The sequence below is a fragment of the Stenotrophomonas sp. 610A2 genome, from assembly GCF_030549615.1.
Lineage (GTDB): Bacteria > Pseudomonadota > Gammaproteobacteria > Xanthomonadales > Xanthomonadaceae > Stenotrophomonas > Stenotrophomonas pigmentata.
Window position 1 is genome coordinate 1,480,283 of the sequence record NZ_CP130832.1, and the last position, 21,944, is coordinate 1,502,226.

At 63.5% G+C, this 21,944-nt stretch carries 18 protein-coding genes; 10 read left to right on the forward strand and 8 right to left on the reverse strand.

What is annotated here, in order from left to right; translation table 11 throughout:
- Positions 1–54 precede the first annotated feature (54 nt).
- Entirely contained in the window at positions 55–1,206 is a 1,152-nt protein-coding gene (locus tag Q5Z11_RS06625) for a DUF1624 domain-containing protein (RefSeq protein WP_303749246.1), read from the reverse strand.
- A gap of 192 nt (positions 1,207–1,398) precedes the next feature.
- Here Q5Z11_RS06625 and Q5Z11_RS06630 point away from each other — a divergent pair, with 192 nt between their 5' ends.
- The 5 genes from Q5Z11_RS06630 (at position 1,399) to Q5Z11_RS06650 (ending at position 9,168) form a co-directional block, all read left to right on the forward strand.
- Positions 1,399–3,390, forward strand: coding sequence for an OPT family oligopeptide transporter (locus Q5Z11_RS06630; protein WP_303749247.1), 1,992 nt, complete (start codon positions 1,399–1,401; stop codon positions 3,388–3,390).
- 357 nt (positions 3,391–3,747) lie between these two features.
- Positions 3,748–5,808, forward strand: a complete 2,061-nt coding sequence (locus tag Q5Z11_RS06635; RefSeq protein WP_303749248.1) for a S9 family peptidase — start codon at positions 3,748–3,750, stop codon at positions 5,806–5,808.
- 113 nt (positions 5,809–5,921) lie between these two features.
- Complete coding sequence (locus Q5Z11_RS06640; protein ID WP_303749249.1) at positions 5,922–6,158, forward strand: hypothetical protein; 237 nt, start codon at positions 5,922–5,924, stop codon at positions 6,156–6,158.
- 218 nt (positions 6,159–6,376) lie between these two features.
- Complete coding sequence (locus Q5Z11_RS06645) at positions 6,377–7,627, forward strand: DUF819 family protein (protein WP_303749988.1); 1,251 nt, start codon at positions 6,377–6,379, stop codon at positions 7,625–7,627.
- 290 nt (positions 7,628–7,917) lie between these two features.
- Entirely contained in the window at positions 7,918–9,168 is a 1,251-nt protein-coding gene (locus Q5Z11_RS06650) for a DUF819 family protein (protein ID WP_303749250.1), read from the forward strand.
- A 218-nt stretch (positions 9,169–9,386) separates the two neighbouring features.
- Here Q5Z11_RS06650 and Q5Z11_RS06655 read toward each other — a convergent pair whose 3' ends face one another.
- Together Q5Z11_RS06655 and Q5Z11_RS06660 are read right to left on the reverse strand one after the other, a co-directional pair.
- Positions 9,387–9,611: a YbdD/YjiX family protein gene (locus tag Q5Z11_RS06655; protein ID WP_057626620.1), complete on the reverse strand. Its 225-nt coding sequence runs from the start codon at positions 9,609–9,611 to the stop codon at positions 9,387–9,389.
- Complete coding sequence (locus Q5Z11_RS06660) at positions 9,611–11,677, reverse strand: carbon starvation CstA family protein (RefSeq protein ID WP_303749251.1); 2,067 nt, start codon at positions 11,675–11,677, stop codon at positions 9,611–9,613. Before Q5Z11_RS06660 ends, Q5Z11_RS06655 begins: the two co-directional genes overlap by 1 nt.
- A gap of 235 nt (positions 11,678–11,912) precedes the next feature.
- Here Q5Z11_RS06660 and Q5Z11_RS06665 point away from each other — a divergent pair, with 235 nt between their 5' ends.
- On the forward strand, positions 11,913–12,764 hold the full coding sequence (locus Q5Z11_RS06665; protein ID WP_303749252.1) for a pirin family protein: 852 nt from the start codon (positions 11,913–11,915) through the stop codon (positions 12,762–12,764).
- 92 nt (positions 12,765–12,856) lie between these two features.
- Here Q5Z11_RS06665 and Q5Z11_RS06670 read toward each other — a convergent pair whose 3' ends face one another.
- The 3 genes from Q5Z11_RS06670 to Q5Z11_RS06680 all read right to left on the reverse strand — a co-directional run bounded on the left by Q5Z11_RS06670 (position 12,857) and on the right by Q5Z11_RS06680 (position 15,344).
- A complete protein-coding gene (locus Q5Z11_RS06670; RefSeq protein ID WP_303749253.1) occupies positions 12,857–13,318 on the reverse strand; it encodes a hypothetical protein in 462 nt (153 codons plus the stop codon).
- 247 nt (positions 13,319–13,565) lie between these two features.
- Positions 13,566–14,285: an aquaporin Z gene (aqpZ, locus tag Q5Z11_RS06675; protein ID WP_303749254.1), complete on the reverse strand. Its 720-nt coding sequence runs from the start codon at positions 14,283–14,285 to the stop codon at positions 13,566–13,568.
- 198 nt (positions 14,286–14,483) lie between these two features.
- Positions 14,484–15,344 carry a pirin family protein gene (locus Q5Z11_RS06680; RefSeq protein WP_303749255.1) on the reverse strand — a complete coding sequence of 287 codons (861 nt, stop codon included), beginning with the start codon at positions 15,342–15,344 and terminating at the stop codon, positions 14,484–14,486.
- Between the two features lie 258 nt (positions 15,345–15,602).
- On the opposite strand from Q5Z11_RS06680, the gene gpmA reads away from it, so the two are divergent.
- Complete coding sequence (gene gpmA, locus Q5Z11_RS06685) at positions 15,603–16,352, forward strand: 2,3-diphosphoglycerate-dependent phosphoglycerate mutase (protein ID WP_303749256.1); 750 nt, start codon at positions 15,603–15,605, stop codon at positions 16,350–16,352.
- Positions 16,353–16,719: 367 nt separating this feature from the next.
- Here the strand turns inward: gpmA and Q5Z11_RS06690 are convergent, their stop codons facing one another.
- Entirely contained in the window at positions 16,720–17,115 is a 396-nt protein-coding gene (locus Q5Z11_RS06690) for a helix-turn-helix domain-containing protein (RefSeq protein ID WP_303749257.1), read from the reverse strand.
- A 240-nt stretch (positions 17,116–17,355) separates the two neighbouring features.
- Between Q5Z11_RS06690 and Q5Z11_RS06695 the strand changes: the two genes are divergently transcribed.
- The 3 genes from Q5Z11_RS06695 to Q5Z11_RS06705 all read left to right on the forward strand — a co-directional run bounded on the left by Q5Z11_RS06695 (position 17,356) and on the right by Q5Z11_RS06705 (position 20,830).
- Positions 17,356–18,282, forward strand: a complete 927-nt coding sequence (locus Q5Z11_RS06695) for an alpha/beta hydrolase (RefSeq protein ID WP_303749258.1) — start codon at positions 17,356–17,358, stop codon at positions 18,280–18,282.
- Between the two features lie 296 nt (positions 18,283–18,578).
- Positions 18,579–19,232 carry a helix-turn-helix transcriptional regulator gene (locus Q5Z11_RS06700; RefSeq protein ID WP_303749259.1) on the forward strand — a complete coding sequence of 218 codons (654 nt, stop codon included), beginning with the start codon at positions 18,579–18,581 and terminating at the stop codon, positions 19,230–19,232.
- Between the two features lie 74 nt (positions 19,233–19,306).
- Positions 19,307–20,830, forward strand: a complete 1,524-nt coding sequence (locus Q5Z11_RS06705) for a serine hydrolase domain-containing protein (RefSeq protein ID WP_303749260.1) — start codon at positions 19,307–19,309, stop codon at positions 20,828–20,830.
- A 356-nt stretch (positions 20,831–21,186) separates the two neighbouring features.
- Here the strand turns inward: Q5Z11_RS06705 and Q5Z11_RS06710 are convergent, their stop codons facing one another.
- Positions 21,187–21,549: a roadblock/LC7 domain-containing protein gene (locus tag Q5Z11_RS06710; RefSeq protein WP_303749261.1), complete on the reverse strand. Its 363-nt coding sequence runs from the start codon at positions 21,547–21,549 to the stop codon at positions 21,187–21,189.
- Between the last annotated feature and the right edge of the window lie 395 nt (positions 21,550–21,944).

Genomic DNA, 21,944 nt, shown 5'->3' on the forward strand with positions numbered 1-21,944 from the left:
GGTGCCGGGTGGGACAGCGGCCGAGTATAGGACCGCTGCCCCGGTGCTGCGCGTTCAGAGATAGCGCAGCCAGGCCAGGTCGCGACGGCGTGCCTTGAAGCGGGCAAAGGCGCGGGTGGCGGGGTAGAGCAGCACGGCCAGCACAACGCTGATCAGCAACAAGGCCGACACCGATTCGACTGCGAAGTAGGGTGCGTGGTTTGCGCCCCAATACGCCATCGCTGCCAGATACAGCAGCTTCAGCACATACAGATGCAGCAGGTAGAAGAACATCGGCGCGGCGCCGATCGATGCCAGTGGCTGCAACCACGCTGCTATGCGTGGCTGCTCGTACAGGCGCAGCAGCAACAGGCCGATGCCCAGCGTCAGCAGCAGGAACAGCAGCGAAGGCGGGTATTTGGTGACGTTGAACAGGCTCATCAGCGTCGTCTGGGCATCGGTGAAGCGCAGCCAGGGATGGTCACCGTAGACATTGGCGGCACGCAGCAGAACGAAGCCGGCCAGCATCGCCAGGCCGGTCAGCAGCAACCAGCGCTGGCGTTGCGGCGCCGGGCGGTTGCTGGCGTACCACGGGCCCAGCACGTAGCCCAGGGCAATCACGCCGATCCACGGCAGCAGCGGGTAGGAGGTGCGCAGGCGCAGGCTGTTGCCCAGTTCGATCCAGTCACGCTGGTGCAGGATCTTCCATAGCGTCGCCAGTACGCCGTTGCCCTGGGCCTGCAGCGGATCAAGCAGGTTGTGGCCGGCAATGATGACCACCGCCAGCGCCAACAGCAGCTTGCGCGGCAGCCACAGCAGGCCGGCCAACGCGATCATGCTCAGGCCGATGGCCCAGATCACCTGCAGATAGAGGGTGCTGGCCGGGAACTGGAAGGTCCAGGCGAAGTTGACCAGGGTCAGCTCCAACACCACCAGGAACAGCCCGCGCTTGAGCAGGAAGGCGGCGGTGGCGCGGCGCGGATCGGGCTGGCGTTGGCCATACAGCCACGCCGACAGGCCGGTGAGCAGCACGAACACCGGGGCGCATAGATGGGCCAGCAGGCGGAAGCTGAACAGGGCGGGTGAGACCGAGCCCACGTCCATCGGGTCGCTGACCTGGTGCTGCAGATAGAAGGTCTCGCGTACATGGTCGATCAGCATCAGCAGCATCACGGTGCCGCGCAGCTGGTCGATGGAGGCCAGGCGGTTGGTCAGGGCAGGGGGCATGCGGGGGAGTCTTGCGGAAAAGATATAACATAACATCGTTGACCGGCAGGGGCGACTTTGCCGATATGGCCAACAGGAGGTGCGGATTCGCGGAATTACCGGCGCGGCGGGCATCGGCGGCGCGTTCAGGCTGGACTTGCCGTTAAGCGGGCGTTAGCGTGGCGAAGGTTTTTTGCCATCCAAGGGCTTTCCATGAACAACGCTGCGCCTGCGCAGCTCACATTCCGCGCGGTGGTTCTTGCCGTCGTGCTGGCTGTGGTGCTGTCTGCCGCCAATGCTTACCTGGGCCTGTTCGCAGGCTTGACCATCGCTACCGCCATTCCGGCCGCCGTCGTCTCGATGGGCGTGCTGCGTCTGCTCGGTGGCGGCACCATCCTTGAAAACAACATCGTCCAGACCGGCGCCTCGGCCGGCTCGTCGATTGCTGCCGGCGTGATCTTCACGATCCCGGCGCTGGTGATCATGGGGTACTGGCCGGACTTCAAGTACTGGTGGGTGCTGGGTATCGCTGGCCTGGGCGGCCTGCTGGGCGTGCTGTTCTCGGTGCCGCTGCGCCGTTCGATGATCGTCGAAGATCCGCTTCCCTTCCCGGAAGGCAAGGCGGCTGCTGAAGTGCTCAAGGCCGGTGAAAACCCGGGCCCGGGCATGAAGATCCTCGGTATCTCGGCTGCCATCGGCGGCCTGGTGAAGCTGGCTGCGGCCTCGGGCCTGCGCATCTTCCCGGACGCCTGGGCGCAGTCGGCCTATGTCGGCAGCTCCAAGATCACCGCCTTCATCGGCACCAACCTGTCGCCGGCGCTGCTGGGCGTGGGCTACATCGTCGGCTTGAACGTCGGCATCGTGGTGGTGTCCGGCTCGATCCTGTCCTGGCACATCGCCATTCCGCTGTACCAGGCGTTCTTCCTGGGCGGTAACCCGGACCTGGCCGCATCGCTGGCCAATGCCGGTTCGGCCGAAGCGGCCTTCGCCATCTGGGGCTCGCAGATCCGTTACCTCGGCGTCGGCGCCATGCTGATCGGCGGCGTCTGGACGCTGTTCTCGCTGCGCAAGTCGCTGCTCAATGGCGTCAAGAGTGGTTTCGCCGCTGCCCGCAAGAGCAGTGGCCCGGCGCTGGCCGAGACCGAACGCGACCTGCCGATGAAGTGGATGCTGATCGCGCTGATCGCCTTCACCCTGCCTCTGCTGGGTCTGTACCAGGCCATCGTCGGCCAGTGGCACGTGTCGATCCCGATGACCATCATCATGATCGTCGCCGGCTTCCTGTTCGTGTCGGTGTCGGCCTACCTGGCCGGCCTGATTGGTTCGTCCAACAACCCGGTCTCAGGCATCACCATTTCCACCATCCTGTTCGCCTCGGTGGTGCTGGTGCTGCTGCTGGGCAAGGACGGCCTGATTCCGGTCGGCGTTGGCGGTGCTCCGCTGGGCGCGGTGGCCGCGATCATGATCGGTGCGGTGGTCTGCTGTGCGGCCGCCGTCGGCGGTGACAACCTGCAGGACCTCAAGGCCGGTTATCTGGTCGGTGCGACGCCGTGGAAGCAGCAGCTGATGCTGGGCATCGGCGCGTTCTCCTGCGCCCTGATCATGGCGCCGGTGCTGAATCTGTTGGCCCATGCCTACGGCATCGGCGCACCGACCGCCGAGCACCCGAACTCGCTGGCTGCGCCGCAGGCCAACCTGATGGCTTCGGTTGCACGCGGCCTGTTCGGCGGCGAACTGCCGTGGACGATGATCGCGTTGGGCGCGGGCGTTGGCGCGGTGATCATCGCTATCGATGAATGGCTGAAGAAGACCGGCAAGCGTTTCCGCGTGCCGGTGCTGGCTGCCGCCATTGGTATCTACCTGCCGCTGGAGCTGATGGTGCCGATCTTCCTGGGCGGCCTGCTGGCCCACCTGGTCGAGCGTTTCCACAAGCTGCGTGCCGACGATGAAGAAGGCCGTGACCGCGTGCATCGCCCGGGCGTGCTGTTCGCTGCTGGTCTGATCACCGGTGAGGCCTTGATGGGTATCGCCATTGCGGTGCCGATCGTGGTCAGCGGTCAGGGCGACGTGCTGGCATTGCCGCTGGGCGGCTTTGCCGAGACCTGGGCAAGCGTGTCGGCCTGGGTTGGCCTGTTCGTGCTGTTCCTGGTTGGCCTGCTGATGTACCGCATCGGCAAGAAGGGCGAGCCGGCGGCGAAGAGCTGAGGCTGACCCTGCTGGCCCTTCTCCCGCATGCGGGGGAAGGTGCCCGAAGGGCGGATGGGGGGAGCTTTTGATTCTGATTTGGCTGGGGCTTCGAGCCAAAACCAAAACCAAGGCGCCCTCACCCCAACCCCTCTCCCGCTTCGCAGGAGAGGGGCTCAAGCAAAAGCAGGGGCTCAAGCAAAAGCAGGGGCTCAAGCAAAAGCAGGGACTCAAGCAAAAGCAGCGCCAGATCAAACACAAAGCCGCCCTTGGGCGGCTTTGCTGTTTCCGGCGGTTGCCCTGGCATGACTTCAAGCCTTTGCAGTGGGGCGGGCTGGCCGCCTACCATCGGGGTTTGCCTTTGCCTGGGAGTTGCCCATGAAGCTTCGTCACGCCCTGTTGCCGCTGTGCCTGTTGGCCGCCTTGCCATCATTGGCCAGCGCGCGCGGTTTTGAAGTCCGCGACATGGTCAAGCTGGACCGCGCGTCCGCGCCGCTGCTCAGCGCCAATGGTGCGCAGGTGGTGTTCGCCAAGCGCATCGTCGATGCCGACCTCAAGGCCAGCAGCAGCCTGTGGATCCGCGACCTGCGTACCCGCGACATGGCGCCGCCGAAGCAGTTGAGCCCGGCTGGCTGGAACGTCAATTCGGCCTCGATCGAAGGCCAGAACGTGTACTTCCTCAGCGCCAAGAACGGCAGCCAGCAGCTGTACGTGATGCCGTTGGCTGGCGGCGAGCCGCGCCAGCTCACCGATTTCGCACTCGACGTGGACAGCTACCGCATCTCACCGCAGGGCGACCGCGTGCTGTTCAGCGCCGGCGTGTTCCAGGACTGCGGCTCGGACCTGGCTTGCACCAGCAAGCGTCTTGAGAAGGAAAAGGCCGGCAAGAGCAGCGGCCAGGTCTACGACAGCATGTTCGTGCGCCATTGGGATACCTGGGCTGACGGCCGTCGCAACACCTTGTTCGTGGCACCGCTGCCGGCTGCAGGCGCAGCCGCGGTGAAGGGGGCTTCCGCTATCAGCGCGACGCTGGCCGGCGATGCACCGTCCAAGCCGTTCGGCGGCAATGAAGACTTCGTGTGGTCGCCGGATGGCAAGACCGTCGTCGCCAGCATCCGCGTGCAGGGCAGCAAGGAGCCGTGGTCGACCAACTTCGACCTGTACAAGCTCGATGCTGCCGGCAAGCAGGCGCCGGTCAACCTGACCGCTGCCAACCCCGCATGGGATGCCGGCCCGGTGTTCAGCGCCGACGGCAAGACCCTGTTCTACCGCGCGATGAAGCGTCCGGGTTTCGAAGCTGACCGCTTCGGCCTGATGGCGATGGACGTGGCCAGCGGCAAGGTCAATGAGATCGCCGCGCAGTGGGACCGTTCGGCTGATGGCATCACCTTGTCGGCCGATGGCCAGACCATCTACACCACTGCGCAGGACATGGGCGAACACCCGCTGTTCGCGGTCAACATCGCCAATGGCGCGCCGACCAAGCTGGTGGGCGAGGGTAGCATCTCCTCCTTCGACATCGCCGGCGATGCACTGGCTTTCACCCGTAACTCGCTGAAGAGCGGCGACCAGGTGTTCACCAGCAGCACCGCTGCCGGCGCACCGCAGCGCGCCATCACCCAGAGCGCCGGTGAAATGCTGGACGGCGTGAACTTCGGTGACTTCGAGCAGTTCTCGTTCAAGGGCTGGAACGACGAGACCGTGCACGGTTACGTGGTCAAGCCGCACAACTACCAGGAAGGCAAGAAGTATCCGGTGGCCTTCCTGATCCACGGCGGCCCGCAGGGCAGCTTCGGCAATGGCTGGAGCTACCGTTGGAACCCGCAGACCTATGCGGGCCAGGGCTACGCGGTGGTGATGATCGATTTCCACGGCTCCACCGGCTACGGCCAGGCCTTCACCGATGCGATCAGCCAGCATTGGGGCGATCGCCCGCTGGAAGACCTGCAGAAGGGCTGGGCTGCGGCGCAGCAGAAGTACAGCTTCCTCAACGGCGACAAGGCCTGTGCGCTGGGCGCCAGCTACGGCGGCTTCATGGTCAACTGGATCGCCGGCAACTGGAACGAGCCGTGGAAGTGCCTGGTGAACCACGACGGTGTGTTCGACCAGCGCGCCATGGGCTATGCCACCGAAGAACTGTGGTTCACCGAGTGGGAGCAGGGCGGTACCCCGTACGACGTGCCGCAGAACTACGAGAAGTTCAACCCGGTCAACCACGTTGCCAACTGGAAGAAGCCGATGCTGGTGGTGCAGGGCCAGCTGGATTACCGCATCCCGGTGGAACAGGGCCTGGCCACGTTCACCGCGCTGCAGCGCCAGGGTATCGAGTCCAAGTTCCTGTACTTCCCGGACGAGAACCACTGGGTGCTGAAGCCGCATAACAGCGTGCAGTGGCATGACACGGTCAATGGCTGGTTGAAGCAGCACATCGGTCAGTAACAGTCGGTGGAAAGGGCGCGTCGTTGGCGTGCCCTTTCTTTTGTGCCGGCACTGCGATTGAGGCTGGCCGCTACACTGCATGTTGGTAACTGCTGTCATGGAGGATGGAAACGATGGGAAGCTTCAGCATCTGGCATCTACTGGTTCTGTTGATTGGTCTGGCGTTCTTCGCAGGCGGTATCGCCTTGGTTGTCTGGCTGTGTGTACGCGTAGCGCGCAAGCCAAACACTGCGGCTGTTCCGGCGAGCACGCAGAAGCGCCTGCAGCAATTGGAAGAGCTGCGGGAAAAGGGGCTGCTCAGCGAGGCTGAATACCAGCAACAGCGCGGCGCCATCGTGAGCAGTATCTAGCTCGGATGTGGTGGTTGACCTGTCGGGGCATCGAGTCCCTGGCTGGTTGCAGGGGAATGTTTTTCTACCGGGCTGAGAGGGCCGGAGAGGGCGAAGGACTCGCCGTTGTTGCTTCGTCCTGCGCTGTCCCTGCCTTGATTTCTTGAAGCGGTGTGGCTGCAGGTTCTCTTCAAGGGCGGCGGTTCTCGCACGCAAGGTAATCAAGGGGATAGACGATGATGGCAGCCGCAACAGGCGCACTCATCAGCAATGACATCATCGTGTTCGGCCTGATCGCCGCCACCTTGGGCGTTATTTTCTGGACATCGGGCAGCAGCAATCCGCTGCTTAAAAAGTTCTACAGCTTCGTGCCCGCGTTGCTGCTGTGCTATTTCATTCCCGGCGTGTACAACACCGTCGGCCTGATCGATGGCGAAACCACCAAGCTCTACAACCCGATCGCGCGCGATGTGTTCCTGCCCGCGGCGCTGGTGTTGTTGACGCTGTCCATCGACCTGAAAGGCATCCTTGGCCTTGGCTGGAAGATGCTGGCCATGTATGTGGCCGCAGTGCTGAGCATCATGCTCGGCGCGGTCGTCGCCTTCCAGATCATGGCCTGGCTGCATCCGGAAACCGTGGCGGGCGCAACCTGGGGCGGCATGGCAGCGCTGGCCGGCAGCTGGATCGGCGGCGGCGCCAACATGCTGGCGATGAAGGAGATCTTCGAGGTCGATGCAACCACTTTCGGTCAGTTCGCGGTGGTGGATGTCGGCGTTGGTTATGTGTGGATGGCGGTGCTGATCTTCTTCGCCTCGCGTGCCCCGGCCATGGACAAGCGCAGTGGCGCCGATACGCGCGCGCTGGATGATCTGCGTGATCGCGTGGCCAGCTACCAGGCGCAGCATGCGCGCATTCCGGCGCTGGGCGATCTGATGGTGATGGCCGGCGTGGCATTTGGTGTGGTCGCGCTTTCGCACGGTCTGGCCGCACCGCTGTCTGGCTGGTTCGCGGAAAACGTGAGCTGGTCCGGCTCGGTGAGCCTGGACAAGCCCTTCGTGTGGGTGGTGATGCTGGCGACCTTCATCGGCCTGGGCCTGAGTTTCACGCGTGCGCGCGAGTTGGAAGGTGTGGGCGCATCGAAGTGGGGCTCGATGTTCCTGTATTTCCTGATCGCCTGCATCGGCATGCAGATGGATCTGTTGGCACTGCTCGAGAAGCCGTGGCTGTTCGCGCTGGGCGTGCTGTGGATCGGCGTGCACATCGTGTTGTTGTGGTTGGTCGGCAAGCTGCTGAAGGTGCCGTTCTTCTATTTCGCAATTGCCTCGCAGAGCAATATCGGTGGCCCAGCCTCGGCGCCAGTGTTGGCGACTGCCTTCCATCCGGCCTTGGCGCCGGTAGGTGTATTGCTGGGTACCTTGGGTTATGCGGTTGGTACCGGTGCGGCCTATGTGGTGGGGATTACGCTGCGGGCTATGGCTGGGGCTGGGTGAGTTCAAGCGCGCGCTGCGCGCTTGCCTCTCTCCAACCCCCGCTCCGCGCCCCGGCCCCTGCGCTAGCGCTAGCGCAAGGGCGTTCAAGGAACAGCAAGCACCAGCTACGTTTGCAATTGCAGCTTCAAAGCCCCTCTCCCCTTGCGGAAGAGGGGTTGGGGAGAGGGGAGGCGCGCAGCGCTGCTTCCGCCAAACAAGACCCCTGTCCACCACCATGCTAGGCTCCACCCTCAACGCCACGTCACCAACGTGGCGTTTTTATTTCCCTTCGATCGACAGGAACAGGCCTTATGCCGACCGAACCCAGTACCGCCCTCATCACCAATGACATCGTCGGCCTCGGCCTCATCGCTGCCACATTGGCCCTGATCTTCTGGTTGGCCAGCGGCCCAACCCCGCTGTGGAGGAAGATCTTCACCTGGGTCCCAGCACTGCTGCTGTGCTACTTCATACCCGCCATCTACAACACCACTGGCCTGATCGACGGCCATGGCACCAAGCTCTACAACCCGATCGCACGCGATGTGCTGCTGCCGGCCGCACTGGTGCTGCTGACACTTTCCATTGACCTGAAAGGCATTGCCAAGCTCGGCCCCAAGCTGCTGGTGATGTTCGTCACCGGCACCTTCGGCGTTGTGCTGGGCGCTGCGGTGTCGTTCCAGGTGATGAAGTTCATCCACCCGGAAACCGTCGCCGGTGATACCTGGGCCGGCATGGCCGCGTTGGCAGGCAGCTGGATCGGTGGTGGCGCCAACATGGCCGCCATGCGCGAGACCTTCAACGTCGATGCAACCACCTTTGGTCAGTTCGCCGTGGTGGACGTGGCCTGCGCCAGCCTGTGGATGGCGATGCTGCTGTGGATGGCAGGGCGCTCGCAGATCATCGATGCAAAGAACGGTGCCGATACCTCGGCCATCGATGACATGAAGCAGCGCATCGCGGAATATGAGGCCAAGAGCGCACGCAATCCCAGCCTGACCGACTTGATGGTGATTGTCGGTGTTGGCCTGGGCATTGTTGGCCTGGCACATGCAGTGGCAACGCCGCTGGCCAGTTGGTTCGGCGAGAACGTCAGCTGGGCCAGCAAGGCGTCGTTGAACTCGTCGTTCGTGTGGGTGGTGATGATTTCCACCCTTTCCGGCCTGCTGCTGAGCTTTACCCGTGCACGCAATCTGGAAGCGGCGGGTGCGTCGAAGATTGGCACCTTGTTCCTGTACTTCCTGATCGCCTGCATTGGCATGCAGATGGATCTGTTGTCGCTGGCCGATCGCCCGTGGTTGTTCCTGCTCGGCGTGATCTGGATGGCCGTGCATATCGGCCTGCTGTATATCGTTGGCCGCTTGATGCGCACGCCGCTGTTCTTCTTTGCGATTGGTTCGCAGGGCAATATCGGCGCGGCGGCGTCGGCGCCGGTGGTTGCAGCGGCGTTCCATCCGACCTTGGCGCCGGTGGGTGTATTGCTGGGCACGGTGGGATACGCCACTGGTACGGTGATCGCCTACATGACCGGCCTGATGTTGAAGTGGATGGCGGGGGCCTGAGGCTTCGGTTGGGGTTGTGGGAGCGGCGTTAGCCGCGAAACCGATAAATCATGCGATTGCGATGACAGCGTGATCTGCGACAACACCGGCTTCGCGGCTTACGCCGCTCCTACAGGCCGGGTTATCGGTAACGCCTCTGCCGAGCATGGCTCGGCACTACAGGTACAAAAAAGGCGGCGCCATCGGCGCCGCCTTTTCTTCTGCTTGTCTCCGCTGGCTTAGCAGCAGCGGAAGCCGCTCCTGCCGCCGAAGCGGGCTTCCTGACGTTCGCGGAAGAAGGTTTTGTAATCCATGACCTCGCGGTCGGGATGCTTCTCGCGCATGTGCCGGACATAGTTGTCATAGTCCGGCACGCCGCAGCAAAGCCGCGCGGTCTGCACCAGACGCCGCCAGGTGCGGCGGAACGTCTGGTACTGGCCGACGGGGACCAGCTCGGTGCCCATTACAGATCAACCTCGTGCGGCTTCAGTGCCACGTACGGGGTTTCCTTGTCGGTACGAACCGGCGAGCGACGTGCAGCGGCGATGGTCTTGATCGAGTACACCAGCACCGCGAACACCACGAACAGGAACAGCGCAGTCAGGCCGGTGTTGATGTAGTTGTTCACCATCACCTGGTGCATCTGGTCGAAGTTCTTCGACGGTGCCAGCAGTTCACCTGCGGCAATGGCGTCACGGTACTTGTGCGCCTGGGCCAGGAAGCCCACTGCCGGGATGTCGGAGAAAATCTTGATGAAGCCGGCTGCGGTGGTGCAGATCAGCAGCCAGATGGCTGGGACCAGCGGCACCCAGGCGTACTTGTCCTTCTTCATCTTGAACAGCACCACGGTGCACAGCAGCAGCGCCACGCCGGCCAGCATCTGGTTGGCGATGCCGAACAGCGGCCACAGCATGTTGATGCCGCCCAGCGGATCGGTCACGCCCTGGTACAGGAAGTAACCCCACAGTGCGACGCAGCCGCCGGTGGCGATGAAGCTGGCCACCCACGAGTCGGTACGGCGCAGGGCCGGCACGAAGTTGCCCAGCAGGTCCTGCAGCATGAAGCGGCCCGAACGGGTACCGGCGTCGACGGCGGTCAGGATGAACAGGGCTTCGAACAGGATGGCGAAGTGGTACCAGAACGCCATCATGCCTTCGCCCGGCAGCACCGCGTGCAGGATCTGCGCGATACCAACGGCCAGGGTAGGTGCACCACCGGCGCGCGAGAGGATGGTGGTTTCACCGATCTCCGCCGCAGTGGCAGTCAGCTGGTCCGGGGTGATTGCAAAGCCCCAGTTGGTGACGACCTGGGCCGCGTGCACCACATCGGTGCCGATGATTGCGGCGGGGCTGTTCATGGCGAAGTAGATGCCCGGCTCGATGATCGAGGCCGCCACCATGGCCATGATGGCCACGAACGATTCCATCAGCATGCCACCGTAGCCGATGTAGGCGGCATGGCCTTCATTGGCCAGCAGCTTGGGCGTGGTGCCCGAGCTGATCAGCGCATGGAAACCCGACACCGCGCCGCAGGCAATGGTGATGAACAGGAACGGGAACATGCTGCCCTTCCACACCGGGCCCGTGCCGTCGGCGAACTGGGTCAGTGCCGGCATTTTCAGCTCCGGCATCACGATCAGGATGCCAATCGCCAGGCCGACAATGGTGCCGATCTTGAGGAAGGTGGACAGGTAGTCGCGCGGGGCCAGCAGCAGCCACACCGGAAGGACCGCGGCGACGAAGCCGTAGCCGATCAGCATCCATGTGATCTGGATGCCGGTGAAGGTGAACATCGGGCCCATCACCGGATCCGCGGCAACCTTGCCGCCGTACCAGATCGCAGCGATCAGCAGCACCAGGCCGACGATCGAAATCTCGCCGATCTTGCCCGGGCGGATGTAGCGCATGTAGACGCCCATCAGGATGGCGATCGGCATTGTCGCGATCACCGTGAACATGCCCCAGGGGCTGCCCTCCAATGCCTTCACCACGATCATCGCCAGCACCGCGAGGATGATGATCATGATCATGAAGACGCCGAACAAGGCGATGGTGCCAGGCACCTGGCCCATTTCCTCACGCACCAGATCGCCCAGCGAGCGGCCGTTGCGGCGGCTGGAGATGAACAGGATCATGAAGTCCTGCACGGCACCGGCCAGCACCACGCCGGCAATCAGCCATAGCGTGCCGGGCAGGTAGCCCATCTGTGCAGCCAGCACCGGGCCGACCAGCGGGCCGGCGCCGGCAATGGCGGCGAAGTGGTGGCCGAACAACACGTGCTTGTTGGTGGGCACGTAGTCCAGGCCATCGTTGTTGATGACCGCCGGGGTGGCGCGGGTGGGATCAACGCCGAGTACCTTGTTGGCGATGAACAGGCCGTAGTAGCGGAACGCGACCAGATACAGCGAAACCGCTGCGATCACGATCCAGAGGGCATTGATGTGCTCGCCGCGGCGTAGCGCCACGACGCCTAGACAGAACGCGCCTATCAGGGACAGCAGCGCCCATCCGGCTTTGGAAAAACCTTTCATCGAGTCGCCTCGCAGGGGAATGCCTGCAAGGGTCTACCCATGCAGGTCGGGGGTCAATGTGCATGGCAGCTGAATTGGATGCGACTTTGGTCTTAGGCCCGCGTCTTAGTGAACATGACTGCGGGGGGCGGGGAGTTCCAGAAGTAGCCTTGCGGAACAAATGGTTGCAGTTGTGATGATTGGTTTGGGCGGTGTGGGCTTCCATTGTCTGCAGCATGTTCGAAGGAGGTACGTCATGAGTAGCCACGATTCTGCCCGGGTGCTGCGCAGCATCCGCGGCATGCCCACCTCCGATGGTGCTGGCGTGCGCCTGACCCGCGTCATCGGTACGCCGTCGCTGCCGGAGCTGGACCCGTTCCTGATGCTCGATGAGTTCGGCACCGAGCGGGCCGAGGACTACATCGCCGGTTTCCCTGATCACCCACACCGGGGTTTCGAGACGGTGACCTACATGCTCGATGGCCGCATGCGTCACAAGGACAACCATGGCAACGAGGGTTTGCTTACCCCCGGCAGCGTTCAATGGATGACCGCCGGTCGCGGCTTGGTCCACTCGGAGATGCCCGAGCAGGAATCCGGTCGCATGCGTGGTTTCCAGCTGTGGGTGAACCTGCCGGCACGCGACAAGATGAGTGATCCGCGCTATCAGGAATTCGCACCCGAGCGCATCCCGCAACTGGCGCCAGCCGACGGCGTCAGCGTGAAGGTGATTGCCGGTACGGTGGGTTCGGTCAGCGGGCCGATCCAGCAACCGGCCACCGATCCGGTTTACCTGGACATCGCGTTGGATGCGGGCACTCACTGGAGTTACCGCTTGCCGGAAGGCCACAGCGCTTTCGCCTACGTGTTCGAAGGTGGCGTGTCGTTGGGCGAGGGCGAGCACGCGCGCGCTGTCGAATTGCAGCAGCTGGCGGTGCTGGGCGGTGGCCGTGAGCTGCAGATGCGCGCTGGCGCTGAAGGCGCACGCTTGATCGTGGTGGCCGGGCGACCGCTGCGCGAGCCGGTAGCGCGGCACGGGCCGTTCGTGATGAACACCCGCGAGGAGTTGATGCAGGCCTTCGTCGATTATCAGGAAGGGCGCTTCTGAGCGATGGCCGGTCCCGCGCAGGCTGCGACGGGACCGGCATCAATCAGCCGGCATCACCTGGTCGACATCAAGATGGCAACGCAAAGCCGGGCTCAGTTGCTGCCTGCCAATGCGGACGGGTTGAGGTTCAGGGTCTGGGTCAGGCTCTGCAGCGTGCCGAGCTCGGTGGTGTCGGCAGCGTCGATCCAGATCTGCGCGTAGCGGTTCTTGTCCAGCTTGACCACGCTGATGCGGCGCGACTCCAGGCCGGGTACGTCGCGCCCGCCCATGTCCAGCTTGTACCAATGCATCTCGGTGCCGCCGAACGCGCCTTTTTCCGCGCGCAACGGGCGGTTCAAGGACAGGCCGGGATCACGCCCGCTGAGCATCATGTTGAGTACGGCGCGGCCATCTTCGGTGGTGGCCTTGCAGACGATGAAATCGCTCTGTACCTGTTGTTCCCAATGCAGGCCACTGCTCGAAGGTAGTGACGGACATTGCACGGACTGCTGGGCGAACGCGTTGCTGCAGGCGGCGAGCGCGATTGCAGCGCAAAAGATACTGACAGTCTTCACTTCGGATTCCCCCATGGAACATCGGCCGAACGGCGCGATGAAAAACGTGTGGATGCTTCAGAAGGTGCAGTCTGGCTGGTGGGTGGTATCCCTCCCTCTGTACGTGCATCCCCATGCGCGCCAGCCAAGTTGCGACGGTATTACAAAATCCCGGTCAGTTGCAAAGTGTCTTTTGCAACGCAAAAAGAACGGCCCCTTATAGGGGCCGTTCCGGGGATTTGCTAACAAATGAAACTATCGCTGCGACTTACTTGTCGCTGCCAATCCACTTGTACGCCACGCCGCCGATGGCCGCGCCCAGGATCGGTGCCACCCAGAACAGCCACAGCTGGCTGATCGCACCGGCACCGGCAAACACGGCCACCGCGGTGGAGCGGGCCGGATTGACCGAGGTGTTGGTGACCGGGATGCTGATCAGGTGGATCAGGGTCAGTGCCAGACCGATGGCAATCGGTGCGAAGCCGGCCGGCGCACGGCCATGGGTAGAACCCATGATCACGATCAGGAACACCGCGGTCAGCACCACTTCGCACAGGAACGCAGCAGCGACGGTATAGCCACCCGGCGACAGCGCGCCGTAGCCGTTGCTGGCGAAGGCACCGGGCGCGCTGCCATCGATCAGGAAGCTGGCATTGCCTTGGGCGATCTGCAACAGGATGAAGCCGGCGACGATGCCGCCCAGTACCTGGGCAACGATATAGGGCAGCAGGTCTTTGGCCGGGAAGCGACCGCCAGCCCACAGGCCGATACTGACCGCCGGGTTGAAGTGCGCGCCGGAGATGTGGCCGAAAGCATAGGCGCCGGTCAGTACAGTCAGACCGAAGGCCAGGGCAACACCGACAAAGCCAATGCCCAACGGATTACCGTCACCGCCAAATTTCGCAGCCAATACCGCGCTGCCGCAGCCGCCCAATACCAACCAGAAAGTGCCGAGGAACTCGGCAGCCAAACGCTTTCCCATGCTCATTGTGTCGTTCCTTTTATGTTCCCCGATTCGGGTGTGGGGAAAGTAACGGAGAAGAGGCGTAGATGCGTAGCTAAATCGTTAACCAATTACCGCTTTTACCTGTAGTGCTTTAGCACTATGCGCGGCTTGCGCCTTGCTGGCTACAGGAAGGAAACAGACGGGCATGGGGGCGTCTGGGCCATCGTGGATCGAACGTGATCAGCCGGGCAGGGGAATGAACTCCTTGTCGTCGCCGGGGATGGTGCCGAAGCGGCCATTCTGCCAATCGTCCTTGGCCTGCTCGATGCGCTCCTTGGAGCTGGAGACGAAGTTCCACCACAGGTGACGCGGACCATCCAGCGGCTCGCCGCCCATCAACATGGCCTTGAGGGGCGTCTTGGCGCGCAGGCGGCCGCGTGCACCGGGCTCGGGGATGACCAGGTGCTGGGTGGGGATATCCACACCGTCCAGTTGGGCGTCGCCTTCAAGGATGTAGAGCGCGCGCTCGACGTGGGAGGTGTCCAGCTCGATCTCGGCACCGGGCTCCAGGTCGATGGCGACGTTCAAGGTGTCGGCGAATACCTTGACCGGGGACTCCTCGCCATAGGCGCGGCCGGCGATCACTCGCAGCCAGGCGCCATCGCGGCGCTGTTGTGGCAGCTGGTCGGCGGAGAAATGGAAGAAGCCGGGGTCGGTTTCCTCATGCGTCTTGGGCAGCGCCACCCAGGTCTGCATGCCGTGCAGGGCCTGTGCGTGTTCGCGAACATCGGCCGGGGTGCGTTCGGAATGGGCGATGCCGCGACCGGCAGTCATCCAGTTGACGTCGCCGGGGCGGATGACCTGCTCCGAGCCCAGGGTGTCGCGGTGACCGATCTGGCCGGCCCACAGGAAGGTGACCGTGGCCAGGCCGATATGCGGATGCGGGCGTACGTCGATGCCCTGGCCGGGGCTGAAGATGGCCGGGCCCATATGGTCCACGAACACGAATGAACCCACGGTCCGCGCCTGCAGGGTGGGAACGGCGCGGCGGACCTGGAAGCCGCCAAGGTCGTGGACGCGCGGGCTGATGATGGTGGTCATGGCTGGCTGCTCCGGCTTGCTTGAATGTGGGGGCAGGATGGCATGGCGCGGGCGAAGAATGGGTTGTCGTGCGGAGAATGGATTGTTGTTTTGGTGGGTGGGTTGGGGAGGGGTGAGCTTCTGCTCCTGCGCTTTCACCAATAAACCCCGTCCCCCCGCAACTACTCAGCCCCCATACCCAAACCCTCGACAAAGAACGGATGCCCGCGCGAAGGGGCTACAATCGCCGCCTCACTTCCCCATCCGGAGACCTCCGCAGTGACCCGCAAACTCGTGCTGTTGCGCCATGGCCAGAGCCAGTGGAACCTCGACAACCGCTTCACCGGCTGGGTGGACGTGGACCTCACCGAGCAGGGCCGCCAGGAGGCTGCAACCGCCGGCCGGCTGATGAAGGAAGAAGGCCTGCAGTTCGACGTGGCCCACACCTCGGTGCTCAAGCGCGCCATTCATACCCTGCAGGGTGCACTGGCCGAACTGGGCCAGGACTGGCTGCCGGTCAACAAGTCGTGGCGCTTGAACGAGCGTCACTACGGTGGCCTGCAGGGCCTGGACAAGGCCGAGACCGCCGCCAAGCACGGCGAGGAGCAGGTCAAGGTATGGCGTCGTTCCTATGACATCCCGCCGCCGCCGATGGACCTGGCCGATCCGGGCCATCCGATCCATGACCGTCGCTATGCCGGCCTGGACCGCAATGCACTGCCGGCCACCGAGTCGTTGGCGACCACGCTGGACCGCGTGCTGCCGTACTGGCACGACGCCATCGCCCCGCAGTTGAAGGAAGGCAAGACCGTGTTGGTCACCGCCCACGGCAACTCGCTGCGCGCGCTGTACAAGTACCTCAACAACGTGAGCAAGGAAGCCATCCTTGAGCTCAACATCCCGACCGGCATCCCGCTGCTGTTTGAATTGAACGACGACCTGACCGTCAAATCGTTCCGTTACCTGGGCGACCCGGAAGCAGCCAAGAAGGCCGCCGAGGCCGTAGCCAACCAGGGCAAGGCCAAGTAAGCGAACAGCTGCAGGCAGCATCGCTGCTGCCGGCTCAAGCAAAGAGTGACCCAAAGACCGATGCCAGCACGCTGGCATCGGTCTTTTTGTTTGTTTGTAGGAGCGGCGTAAGCCGCGAAGCTGGCAATGCTGAAGTCGCAAGCACCGCTGGCGTCTGATGATGCCCCGGCTTCGCGGCTCACGCCGCTCCTACAAGCCGCGACTCCTGGGCTGTGCTTTGAAAGATCACCGCAGGCATCGGCTCAGTTGTTGTGGGAGCGGCGTAAGCCGCGAAACTGGCAATGCTGAAGTCGCAAGCACCGTTGGCATCCGATGATGCCCCGGCTTCGCGGCTTACGCCGCTCCTACAGCTATCAGCGCCGCTGCCTCAGCGGTGGCACTGCACCGGGTTGGCGTCACAGCGTGCGTTGTCACGCACGGCCAGATCCTTGCCGATGTTGTAGCCGCCGTATAGCAATGCCAGCACCAGCAAGGCCAGACCAAACACAAGGTTCTCGGTACGGATGCCGGCAGAGCTTGGCGCGGCATTGCTGGCGTGCAGGACGTTGGCTGGCTGGGTAAGACCCAGATCCTCCGTCGCAACCTCCAATGCCGCCGCAACCGCCATGCGCGATTCAAGCGAGGCGTTGCCCTCTGCTTCCAGCCGTTGCACGGTGCGCGGGCTCAAACCGCAGATGCTGGCCAGATGCTCCTGCGACCAGCCGCGGGCTTCGCGCAGCTGCCTGATCCGCTTTCCGTCGATCTTCATCGTTTCATCTTCCATGGCGTCCTCCTGCCGATGTTAGCCGAGCCGCGAGGCTGAGCGAAAACCACGCCGGGCAACACGACAGCAAGCCGACAGCACCCTGTCGTGCCAGCTCAATCAAGGGCTTGCAGCTCTTTCACCCGGCCGCTCGGGCGCTCGACGGTAGATGGATATGCGGCAGGTACAGCGCCCGGACCAGCGCCGTGCCGTGCCATCATCGGGAGCTGATCACGATCGCTGGAGAGTCTGCTTGAGCAAATGGATGATGTCGGTGGTGGCAATGATGGCGCTGGCGCCTGCAATGGTGCTCCGGAGGCGGCGCCCAAGCCCTCGTCGCAAGTGGCAGCGGCACAACCCGCAAAGGCAATCGTGCAGCGCGGCGAAGGCAGCCCCTATGAAGTACTGGGCAGCGAAGTCTGGGACGTGCCGGACCCGGTCAGTGGTCGCGACTACCAGGTATTCGTGGCCTTGCCGGCCGGTTACGCCGACCATCCGGACAAGCGCTACCCGGTGCTGTACGTCACCGATGCCGACTATGCCTTTCCGCTGGTCTGGCAGATGGCGCGGCGCTTGAATGTCGAAGGCCGCAAGATCGAGGACTTCATCCTGGTCGGCCTGTCGTATGCCAAGGGCGAGGGCGGCATGCAGAGCCGCCGGCGCGATTACACGCCCACCGTCAATGGCCCAACTGGATCGCCTGCCGATGCCGTGCACGGTGGCGCCAGCGACTACATCAGCTGCCTCGAAACGCAGGCGCTGCCATTCGTGGCCAAGCGTTACCGCAGTGACGAGAGCCGGCGCATGTTCCTTGGCCATTCCTATGGCGCCTTGCTCGGCACGCAGGTACTGCTGGAACGCCCGCAGCTGTTCAGCGGCTACATCCTCGGCAGCCCGTCATACTGGTTCGACAAGCACGAAATGGAGCGCCGCCTGGCCGCAGCGGACAAGCCGGCCGAGCAACCGGTGCGCGCCTATATGTACGTGGGCGAGTACGAATCGGTGCAGCACGGTGGCGATGCCGACATGGTGATCGATGCGCAGCGCATGATTGGTCTGCTGGGTGCCCGTGGTGGCCAGTCACTGGAGCTGAAGCTGGATGTGCTCAATGACGAGGACCATCTCAGCGTTGCACCGCGCGGCTTCATGCATGGCTTGAAGTACCTGCTGGCCGCGCCGAAGGGCTGAATCGCGCGGAGGGCGGGGCGGGGTCGGCCGCCTGGGCAGTAGCCGGCCCCGGTCAGGGCGAACCACGACCAACGGCAGGTGCGTTGCCATGCAGCGTGGCTAGACTTGCTTCAACTCCTTGCCGCCTGCGGTATGTCATGGCCCCGCTGCCCGCCCCACATGCGACCGATGCAGCGCCCCAAGCTACCAGGCGCAGGATCTTCGCTGGCGAGCAGCTGGCCGTGCGGGTCAGCTGGTACGCGCCCGGGGAGCGTATGCACCGGCATGCGCACGATTGCCATCAGCTCTCCTTGTTGATGCTGGGTAGCTTGGGCGAACAGACCGCGCAGGGCGAAGAACGTCTGCTGGTGCCCGCGCTGGGCGTGAAGCAGGCGGGCGTGGCACATGCCAACGATTACGGTCCGGCTGGCGCGCTGATGCTGGGTGTCGATCTGCCGGCTGGGTTTGACCTGCAGGAACAGCTTGGCATCGGCGATGCGTGGCGTTGGCGTGTCGGGGATCTGCAGCCGGCACTGCTGCAGGGGCGCGGGCTGCTTGCTGCGCTGTTCTGCGGCGAACTTGCCAAGGCCGATATCGATATCCGGCTGTGGGAGCTGCTGGCCGGCATGGCGGCCACGGCTGAGCGACCGCGCGGTATACCGCCACGTTGGTTGGCGCTGTGCTGCCAGCGTCTGCAGGATGAAACCGTGTCGTTGACCGCCCTGGCCAGCGAGCTTGGCCTGCATCCGGTGTATCTGGCCCGCGCCTTCGCGCGCTGGATGGGCTGCGCACCCTCGGTGTTCCGGCTGCGCGCGCAGCTGCAGCGTGCCTTGCCGCTATTGGCCAGCGGCAAGGCCTTGGCCGACGTGGCGCAGCAGGCCGGCTTTGCCGATCAATCCCACTTCAGTCGCAGCGCCCGTACCCACAGTGGCTTGACCCCGGCCCGGTTGCGGGCGTTGTTGCGGGCGTGAGCAGGTTCAATACGTTCAATATCCGCGTCGCGGCGATAGCGCATCGTGGCAGCCGTCAGCCACGGAGCCGCCCAATGCATCAACGCAACATCCTGTTCTTGCCAATGCTGCTGTCGATCTGGCTGGGTGGCGTGACGCCCGCTGCCGCAGCGTCTCCCGAGCAGGCCGCGCAGAAGCTGGCGACGTTCCTCGACGGCGTTCCAGAGCTGGGCCCGGGCTATGCGGTGGTGATCGTCGATCGCGAGCAGCAATTGCTGGGTTACACGCGAGGTCAGCGCAATGCCAGCACGCAGGCAGCGCTGAGCATGCAGACCCCGATGTACATCGCCTCGCAGACCAAGTCCTACATGGGGCTGCTGGCGCAGGTATTGGATCAGCAGGGCGTGTTGCGCCTGGACAGTACCTTGGCCGAGCACTGGCCGCAGCTACGTTTGCCCGAGGGCGTCGACCCTGCTGCGTGGACATTGGCAGACCTGCTCAATCACCGCGTGCCGCTGAGTGCAGATGCAATCACCACACTGGAGGCGTATATCGGCAGTCCCGATCCCGCCTTGTACCCGCAGCTGCTGCAGCAGTTCGCCAGCAAGCGTGCTGATGGCTTCGATTACGACAATCTCGGCTACAACATCTATGCCGCCATCCTGCAGCAGCGCACCGGTAGGTCGTGGCAGGACTGGCTGCAGCAGACACTGTTCACGCCGCTGCAGTTGCACGAAACCGCCACGAACACTTCCAGCTTCGACCCAACGCAGCTTGCGTTCAATCACCAGTGGCTGGGTGCCGAGCAAGGCTGGCGCGTGGTGCCACCCAAGCCGGATGCGCTGATGCACTCGGCCGGCGGCATGATGACTTCGCCGCGCGACCTGGGACGCTGGCTGCGCCTGCAGCTTGGCGCAACGCTGCCGCCACAATTTGATACGCGCTTGCTGCAGGCTGCACATCGCGTTGGGGCGCAGGTCGATCCGAAGGCGCGCAATGCCTATGAGCTGCCGTGCAACGGCTATGCCTTTGGTTGGAACGTCTGTGATTTCGAAGGCCACACCCTCTACATCCACGGCGGCAGTTACACCGGTGCACGCAGCATGATGGCGTTCTCGCCGGATCTGGGTGTTGGCATCGGTGTGTTCTCCAATTCGGATAACGCTACCGGCTGGTTGACGTCGCGCACGGTGGTGCAGTTCTTCCAGTACCTGGTTGACCATCCCGAGGCTGCCTCTTGGGCGCAGATCCGGCAGAAGGCGTATCCGCAGCGGGTGGCCGATCAGCTGGCCGGCATGCGCGCGCGGCAGGCGAAGCAGCATGACGATCCGCAGTGGCAGGGCTGGCGGTGGAAGCCGGATTCGGTTGCCGGCTATGCAGGTGCGTTCCGCGGAGAAGCGCTGCCGGTTACCGCGCAGCTGACGGATGGCGACGAGGGGCTGCAGCTTCGGATCGGTGCGCTCAAGCGCAGTTTGATGCCCGCTGCGATGGATCTGTTCGCTGCCCAGGATGGGCCCTTGGATGTGCCGGAGCCGCTGCAGTTCCAGCGTAGTGCACAAGGTGAACTGCTGGGGTTTGAGTTTGATGGGCAGCGCTATGTGCGGGCGGAGCCCAAGTAATTACGTACAGCGGCTTTGACAGCTTTTTGTAGGAGCGGCGTCAGCCGCGAAGCTGGCAATGCTGCAGTTGCAGATATCTGTGCCATCTGGAGATCTATCTGCTTCGCGGCTGACGCCGCTCCCAAAAAAAAGAAGAAGCTGGTCACGCGACGGGCGCGCTCTTGTTTGTAGGAGCGGCGTCAGCCGCGAAGCTGGCATTGCTGCAGTTGCAGGTTTCTGTGCCAGCTGATGGTCTATCTGCTTCGCGGCTTACGCCGCTCCTACAAGGAGAAAATGCAGGTCGCTTGGTGCTGCTGTCCAATGCAAAAGCCCGGCATCTCGCCGGGCTTTTGCTTGTTGCCAGTAACTGCTGCGACTTACTTGAAATCCAGCGTCTTCTCGAAGGATTTCAGTTCATGCCGCGCCATCGCAAGGTTGGCGTGGGTGCGATCCAGTACGACGTAGAGGAACAGATCCTTGCTGCCATCGAGCGGACGGATCAGGTGGTACTGCTTGGACAGGGTGAGCAGGATGTCCTCCACCACGTCGTTCAGGCCCAGCGAATTCGCCACGCGGCGCTTGGCGCGCACGACGTCGGCATTGCCTGCGGCGGCAACTTCCATGTTGATGGCGCCGCCACCCAGGGTGCCCAGCGTCATGCCGCTGTCGCTATCCACCAATGCAGCGCCGATGAAACCGGCAATTTCGCCCAGAGCATCAAGTTTTACGTTTGCAGCCATTTTTCATCCAATGAAGTGAGTAGTTCTACAAATACAGCGCTCGCGCAGGTCTGGCCCGGGTGAGCAGTCCGCCAGAATAGCGAATAGAGATAGGCGCATGCGCGCTGCCAGGTTTCTTCAGGCTGCAACGATGTGTTTGTCACCAGGCGAGAGGGAGTGCAAGCGAATGCAGCTGGTATCGGCATGGCACCGCGGCTACACCCTTCGGATAGCCCCGCAGCGGATCGGCGATAGCACCGGTAGAAGTGCCGGAACTGGCCTCCATGGTGACTGGCGTCCTCGCTCTGGGCGGGGTGCGGGGCGCTGCAGCTTGTCGCAATGAAACCCTCACGGCCAATTTACGGGCCGGTCGCAGAATGGCGTCTGGCGAGCGAGTGTGAGCCGGAGGCAGCGGC

Excerpts from the sequence above, each read along its gene's own strand:
- Q5Z11_RS06625 (WP_303749246.1), bottom strand. The coding sequence starts at position 1,206 with ATGCCCCCTGCCCTGACCAACCGCCTGGCCTCCATCGACCAGCTGCGC.
- Q5Z11_RS06630 (WP_303749247.1), top strand. The coding sequence starts at position 1,399 with ATGAACAACGCTGCGCCTGCGCAGCTCACATTCCGCGCGGTGGTTCTT.
- Q5Z11_RS06635 (WP_303749248.1), top strand. The coding sequence starts at position 3,748 with ATGAAGCTTCGTCACGCCCTGTTGCCGCTGTGCCTGTTGGCCGCCTTG.
- Q5Z11_RS06640 (WP_303749249.1), top strand. The coding sequence starts at position 5,922 with ATGGGAAGCTTCAGCATCTGGCATCTACTGGTTCTGTTGATTGGTCTG.
- Q5Z11_RS06645 (WP_303749988.1), top strand. The coding sequence starts at position 6,377 with ATGGCAGCCGCAACAGGCGCACTCATCAGCAATGACATCATCGTGTTC.
- Q5Z11_RS06650 (WP_303749250.1), top strand. The coding sequence starts at position 7,918 with ATGCCGACCGAACCCAGTACCGCCCTCATCACCAATGACATCGTCGGC.
- Q5Z11_RS06655 (WP_057626620.1), bottom strand. The coding sequence starts at position 9,611 with ATGGGCACCGAGCTGGTCCCCGTCGGCCAGTACCAGACGTTCCGCCGC.
- Q5Z11_RS06660 (WP_303749251.1), bottom strand. The coding sequence starts at position 11,677 with ATGAAAGGTTTTTCCAAAGCCGGATGGGCGCTGCTGTCCCTGATAGGC.
- Q5Z11_RS06665 (WP_303749252.1), top strand. The coding sequence starts at position 11,913 with ATGAGTAGCCACGATTCTGCCCGGGTGCTGCGCAGCATCCGCGGCATG.
- aqpZ (WP_303749254.1), bottom strand. The coding sequence starts at position 14,285 with ATGAGCATGGGAAAGCGTTTGGCTGCCGAGTTCCTCGGCACTTTCTGG.
- Q5Z11_RS06680 (WP_303749255.1), bottom strand. The coding sequence starts at position 15,344 with ATGACCACCATCATCAGCCCGCGCGTCCACGACCTTGGCGGCTTCCAG.
- Q5Z11_RS06690 (WP_303749257.1), bottom strand. The coding sequence starts at position 17,115 with ATGGAAGATGAAACGATGAAGATCGACGGAAAGCGGATCAGGCAGCTG.
- Q5Z11_RS06695 (WP_303749258.1), top strand. The coding sequence starts at position 17,356 with ATGGATGATGTCGGTGGTGGCAATGATGGCGCTGGCGCCTGCAATGGT.
- Q5Z11_RS06700 (WP_303749259.1), top strand. The coding sequence starts at position 18,579 with ATGCTGGGTAGCTTGGGCGAACAGACCGCGCAGGGCGAAGAACGTCTG.
- Q5Z11_RS06705 (WP_303749260.1), top strand. The coding sequence starts at position 19,307 with ATGCATCAACGCAACATCCTGTTCTTGCCAATGCTGCTGTCGATCTGG.
- Q5Z11_RS06710 (WP_303749261.1), bottom strand. The coding sequence starts at position 21,549 with ATGGCTGCAAACGTAAAACTTGATGCTCTGGGCGAAATTGCCGGTTTC.